This is a genomic window from Bradyrhizobium sp., from assembly GCF_019244115.1.
Lineage (GTDB): Bacteria > Pseudomonadota > Alphaproteobacteria > Rhizobiales > Xanthobacteraceae > Bradyrhizobium.
In genome coordinates this window covers 1-5,428 of record NZ_JAFATE010000218.1, presented here as the reverse complement: position 1 = coordinate 5,428, position 5,428 = coordinate 1, and the positions used below count along the sequence as shown (strand labels likewise).

General features: G+C 62.5%; 6 protein-coding genes. 4 read left to right on the top strand and 2 right to left on the bottom strand.

Going from position 1 to position 5,428, the window contains the following annotated elements; genetic code table 11:
- The 4 genes from JOZ76_RS09700 to JOZ76_RS09685 form a co-directional block, all read left to right on the top strand.
- The coding region (locus JOZ76_RS09700) for a TOBE domain-containing protein (protein ID WP_291698409.1) at nucleotides 1–331 on the top strand (331 nt) is incomplete at its 5' end.
- 61 nt (nucleotides 332–392) lie between these two features.
- Nucleotides 393–1,676 (top strand): ABC transporter substrate-binding protein, encoded by a 1,284-nt coding sequence (locus JOZ76_RS09695; RefSeq protein ID WP_291698408.1) that lies wholly within the window; start codon nucleotides 393–395, stop codon nucleotides 1,674–1,676.
- Between the two features lie 32 nt (nucleotides 1,677–1,708).
- The gene (locus JOZ76_RS09690) at nucleotides 1,709–2,674 is read left to right on the top strand and encodes an ABC transporter permease (RefSeq protein ID WP_441300003.1); all 966 of its coding nucleotides are present in this window, start codon (nucleotides 1,709–1,711) and stop codon (nucleotides 2,672–2,674) included.
- Nucleotides 2,675–2,676: 2 nt separating this feature from the next.
- A complete protein-coding gene (locus JOZ76_RS09685; RefSeq protein ID WP_291698406.1) occupies nucleotides 2,677–3,555 on the top strand; it encodes an ABC transporter permease in 879 nt (292 codons plus the stop codon).
- Nucleotides 3,556–3,578: 23 nt separating this feature from the next.
- Here JOZ76_RS09685 and JOZ76_RS09680 read toward each other — a convergent pair whose 3' ends face one another.
- Both JOZ76_RS09680 and JOZ76_RS09675 read right to left on the bottom strand, forming a co-directional pair.
- Nucleotides 3,579–4,223, bottom strand: a complete 645-nt coding sequence (locus JOZ76_RS09680) for a ThuA domain-containing protein (RefSeq protein WP_291698405.1) — start codon at nucleotides 4,221–4,223, stop codon at nucleotides 3,579–3,581.
- 13 nt (nucleotides 4,224–4,236) lie between these two features.
- Entirely contained in the window at nucleotides 4,237–5,334 is a 1,098-nt protein-coding gene (locus JOZ76_RS09675) for a Gfo/Idh/MocA family protein (protein ID WP_291698404.1), read from the bottom strand.
- Nucleotides 5,335–5,428: the final 94 nt, after the last annotated feature.

The window sequence follows — 5,428 nt, the reverse complement described above, 5'->3', positions numbered from 1 at the left end:
TTCGTCGCGCGACATCTTCAACCGCCCGCGCACCGAATTCGTGGCCAAGTTCATTGGCGGCCACAATGTCCTGAGCGATGCCGGCCAGCGCATCGCGGTCAGGGCCGACCATCTCGCCGTCGTTGCCCTCGCCGACGGCATTATCGGCTCCCCTGCCCGCCTGGTCGATGCCGAATATCTCGGCTCCTACGTCGCGCTGTCGCTGACGCTCGACGATGGCACCGCGCTGTTTGCCCATGTGCCAGAGGATGCCTTCGACGCCCATCCGTTCACGCCGGGAGATCGCGTGCTCGCGACGTGGGACCCGGCCAAGGCGCAGCCCTTGCAATAACGACACGATCCGACCTCGCCGCCTTCAACAACACAAGCATAACCGAGAGGAGTTAAAAACGATGACCGAGACGACCCGAAAGGCCCTGAGCCGTCGCACGCTGCTGAAAGGGACCGCTGGCCTCGCGAGCCTTGCCGCAGGCTCAGGCATCATCGGCGCGCCCTATGTGAAGTCGGCCGATGCCAAGGTGCTGCGTTATCTCGGCACCGCCGTCAACGAGGGCGATGACATCTCAAAACAGTGCCTGAAGGATACCGGCATCAAGATCGAATACATCACCGCGACCACCGACGACGTCACCAAGCGCGTGATGACCCAGCCCAATTCGTTCGACGTACTGGATACCGAATATTTCTCGCTGAAGAAGCTGGTGCCGTCGGGCAACATCCTCGCCCTCGATGCCAAGAAGATCAAGGAATTCGACAACATCACGCCGGTTTTCACCAAGGGCATGACGCCCGGCGGCAAGAAGATCGGCGATCAGGGCACCGCGCCCTGGAAAGTGCTCTATCTCGAAGGCAAGGACTCCAAGACATTCTCGAAGACGGCGACGGAGTTCGTGACGCTGATTCCGACCGTCTACAACGCCGATACGCTCGGCATCCGTCCTGATCTCATCAAGCGCCCGATCGAGTCCTGGTCCGAGCTGTTGAACTCGGAATTCAAAGGCAAGGCCTCGATCCTCAACATTCCCTCGATCGGCATCATGGACGCCGCCATGGTGGTGGAGGCCACCGGCCAGCACAAATATGCCGACAAGGGCAACATGACCAAGGAAGAGATCGACTTGACGATGAAGATCATGACCGAGGCCAAAAAGTCCGGTCAGTTCCGCGCCTTCTGGAAGGACTTTAACGAGAGCGTCAACCTGATGGCATCGGGTGAGACCGTGATCCAGTCGATGTGGTCGCCGGCCGTGACAAAAGTGCGCTCGATGGGGATTGCCTGCACCTTCCAGCCGCTGAAGGAAGGCTATCGCTCCTGGGCGTCGGGCTTCTGCGTCTCCAAGGGTGTATCGGGCGAAAAGCTCGACTGGGCCTACGAGTTCGTCAACTGGTTCCTCTCCGGTTTTGCGGGCGGCTATCTCAACCGCCAGGGCTACTACTCGGCGGTGCTCTCGACCGCGAAGGCCAACATGGAGCCTTACGAGTGGGCCTATTGGATGGAAGGCAAGCCGGCCGAGAAGGACATCAAGGCGCCCGACGGCTCGCTACTCGAGAAGGCGGGTGCGGTCCGCGATGGCGGCTCTTACGAGGACCGCATGGGCGGCGTCGCCTGCTGGAACGCGGTCATGGACGAGAACGACTACATGGTCCGCAAATGGAATGAGTTCATCGCGGCGTGACCGACATTCCTACCGACAAGGAACTTGCTGCGATGCCCGGGCCTGTCCCGGGCATCGACAGCGCGCGCGGGTTTCAACACCCGGCCACTCCGGCGGATCGTGCGCGCGCCCTGCTTCGGCCGCGCTTCTGGCCATCCTTCATCTCGTGGCTGCAGGCCGGGCCGATGATGCTGGTATTTCTCGCCTTCTTCCTCGTTCCGCTGGTCTTCGTCGTCATCGTCTCGTTCTGGGACTACAACGAATATCAATTGCTGCCCGCCTTCTCCGGCCGCGGCTATACGGACACGTTCGAGGGCTGCGTCGCAAAGCTTCCAGAGCTCTGCACCATCGGCCGGACCTATGTGAAGACAGTAGAACTCTGTTTCCTGGTCTGGGCGATCACGCTCTTCATTGGCTTCTGGGTCGCCTATTTCCTTGCCTTCCATATCAAATCCAAGACCTGGCAGATGGGTCTGTCGCTTCTGTGCACCATCCCGTTCTGGACCTCGAACGTCATCCGCATGATCGCCTGGATCCCGCTGCTCGGCCGCAACGGGCTGGTGAACTCGGCGCTGGTCGATGTCGGCCTCATCAAGCAGCCCGTGGAGTGGCTGCTCTATTCCGAATTTTCCGTGGTGCTGGCGCTGGTCCACCTCTTCACCTTCTTCATGGTGGTGCCCATCTTCAATTCCATGATCCGCATCGACAAGGCGCTGATCGAGGCCGCCTATGATGCCGGCGCCTCAGCCTTCCAGACGCTGGTCAATGTCGTCATTCCCCTGGCCAAACCCGGCATCGTCATCGGCTCGATCTTCGTCATCACCATCGTGATGGGCGATTTCGTTACCATCGGTGTGATGGGCGGCCAGCAGATCGCCGCCGCCGGAAAAATCATCGAGACGCGGCTGAACGCGTTGCAGTTCCCAGCCGCGGCGGCGAACGCGGTGATCCTGCTCGCCATTACCTTCCTGATCATCTCCATGATGTCGCGGATCGTCGACATCCGGAAGGAGCTGTGACCGTGAAGGAGGGACGCTCGCGCGGCTTCTACGTGCTGTCAGCCTTCTTCGCAGCCTACGTGCTGTTTCTCTACGGCCCGATGCTGGCGATCTACATCCTGTCGTTCCAGGGACCGCAGGGCGGCCTCACCTTCCCGATGAACGGGGCGTCGCTGTTCTGGTTCTCAAAGCTCACGCAGGGCACCGGAATCGTCGACCTCGGCACGGCATTCCGCCGCTCGCTCGCACTCGGCTTCGTCGTGATGGCACTCACGGTCGTGCTGTCGGTGGCCGCCGGCATGGCGTTCCGCCGCAAATTCAAGGCGCAGAGCATCTTGTTCTATTCGGCGATCGCCAGTCTTATTGTTCCATCGATCATTACGTCGCTCGGGATTTCGCTGGAGTTCCGCATCGTCGACGACCTGATCAAGGCGCACTGGAACGACAACTTCGAAACATCGATGGGCCTGTTCACGTCAGGCCTCGGCGCGCATCTGACCTGGACGCTGCCGTTCGGTCTTCTGATCATGTTCGCCATCTTCAACCGTTTCGATCCCCGCCTGGAGGAGGCCGCCCGCGACCTCGGCGCGACGCCTTGGCAGACCTTCCGCCATGTGGTGCTGCCGATCATTCTGCCGTCGGTGATCGGCATCGGCCTGTTCGGATTCACGCTATCCTGGGATGAGCTCGCCCGCTCCAGCCAGGCGATCGGACCGGTCAATACCCTGCCGCTCGAACTGCAGGGGCTGACCACCACGGTCACCAAGCCGGACATCTACGCGCTGGGCACGGTGATCTCGGCGGTCTCCTTCGCCGTCATCACGCTGGCGCTCGGCACTATCCATCTGATCAACAAGCGGCAAGCGGCCAAGGGCTCGGATGCCGGCAAGGGGCTGGTGTGATCCGCTCCAAGATCCGGAAGGCGTTATCGCGCGGCCCACAGCATTCCCCGGGTCATCAGCGTACGGATTTCCGGCACGTCGAGCTCGTAGGCTCGATGGCCGAGCGAGGAATAGAACACCCGCCCCTCGCCAAAGCGCTTCTTCCAGACCACCGGCATCACCACGCCCTTGGTCCACGGCGCATGCTCGCCGGAAAAGGTCGTGGTCGCCAGCACCTCATTGGCGGGGTCGACGTGCATGTAATACTGCTCCGAGCGGTGCTCGAAACTGGAAAGTCCCGCCGCGATCGGATCGTCGGGCCTTGTGATGTCGACCCTGTAGTCGATGATGTTGCCGGGATGGGCGACCCATTGGCCGCCGCACATGAACTGGTAGTCGACCGCCTCGCGAAAGGCATCGCACATGCCGCCATGATGGCCAGCGAGCCCGACGCCGCCTTTCACGGCCTCGCAGAGTGCGGCGGCCTCGGCCTTCTCGATCTTCGCCATGGTGTAGATCGGGATCACCAGCGCATAGCTCGCAAGCTCCGGATCGAGAAAGGCCGAGGTCTGCGTCTCCAGGCGGACTTCAAACCCCTCCCCGGTCAGCCAGCCTTGGATCATGGCCGCGCACAAATCGGGGTCATGGCCGGGCCAGCCGCCCCAGACGATCATTGCCTTCCGTGTCATTCCTTAACCCCCTTCAGTCCAATTGTCCGTCCGAAAGCCCTGCCGGCAACATCGCCGGACGTTCGACCGTGGTCTCCAGCTTGATGCGCGCGCCCCTCTCGGACGAGATCTGGAACGCCTCCATCGCCTCGAGCGCATGCAGCGCCAGCGCGCCGCTGGCCCGGTGCGGACGGTTGCCGATGATGGCTGCGGCCATGTCGGCGACGCCGATCGAGCGGAACTCGCCCTCTGTATGGGCGTGGCTGTGAGGCTGCGTTTGCCAGTCGCAACCGATGTTCGCTGTCATCACGTTGCCGCCGAACCGGTTCGGATCCGGGACCAGCAGGCTACCCTCGGTGCCGTAGATCTCGATCGGCGCATGCATGTGCTTTGGCACGTCAAAACTCATGCAGATCGAGATGACGGCGCCGGAGGCGAATTCCAGCGTGCCCGCGACGTGGGTCGCGACCTGCACCGGAATAGACGTGCCCTTGAGCGGGCCGTTGCCGACGATGCGTTCGCTCCGCGGACGGCTCGCCGATCCCATCACACTCGCGATCGGCCCCAGGAGCTGGATCAGGTCGGTGATGTAGTAAGGCCCCATGTCGAGCATCGGCCCGCCGCCGCGCAGATAATAGAAGCCGGGCGCCGGATGCCAGCGCTCGTGGCCGGGGCAGCCGAACATGGCCGTTCCCGCGACCGGCGTGCCGATCGCGCCGGCGTCGATCAGTTTTCGCGCGGTCTGGTGTCCACCGCCGAGAAACGTGTCCGGCGCGCAGCCGACGCGCAAGCCCTTGCGCTCGGCAAGCTCCATGACCTTGCGCGCTTCCACCATGTCGACGCCGAGCGGCTTTTCCGAATGGACGTGCTTGCCGGCATTGAGCACGGCGAGGCTGACGTCGGTGTGGGCGAGCGGCACCGTGAGATTGACGACGATCTCGATGTCGTCGAGCTTGAGCAGCTCGTCGACCCGCATCCCCGGCACGCCGAATTCGCGGCCGCGCTCCTGCGCAGGCCCCGAGCGCATGTCCGCCACGGCCTTCAGCTCGATCTGCGGAAACCGCTTCATCGCGGTCATATAGGCCTTGGAGATCACCCCGCAGCCGATGACGCCGACACCGATTCTTCTCATTGGATCTCCGTCATCACGAAAAGTGGGTTGGGTGCCCTAGCCTTTCACCGCACCGGAGGTCAGGCCGGCGATGATGTGCTTCTGGGCGACGAAA

Coding starts and splice junctions, on each gene's coding strand:
- JOZ76_RS09695 (WP_291698408.1), top strand. CDS start 393: ATGACCGAGACGACCCGAAAGGCCCTGAGCCGTCGCACGCTGCTGAAA.
- JOZ76_RS09680 (WP_291698405.1), bottom strand. CDS start 4,223: ATGACACGGAAGGCAATGATCGTCTGGGGCGGCTGGCCCGGCCATGAC.
- JOZ76_RS09675 (WP_291698404.1), bottom strand. CDS start 5,334: ATGAGAAGAATCGGTGTCGGCGTCATCGGCTGCGGGGTGATCTCCAAG.
- JOZ76_RS09690 (WP_441300003.1), top strand. CDS start 1,709: ATGCCCGGGCCTGTCCCGGGCATCGACAGCGCGCGCGGGTTTCAACAC.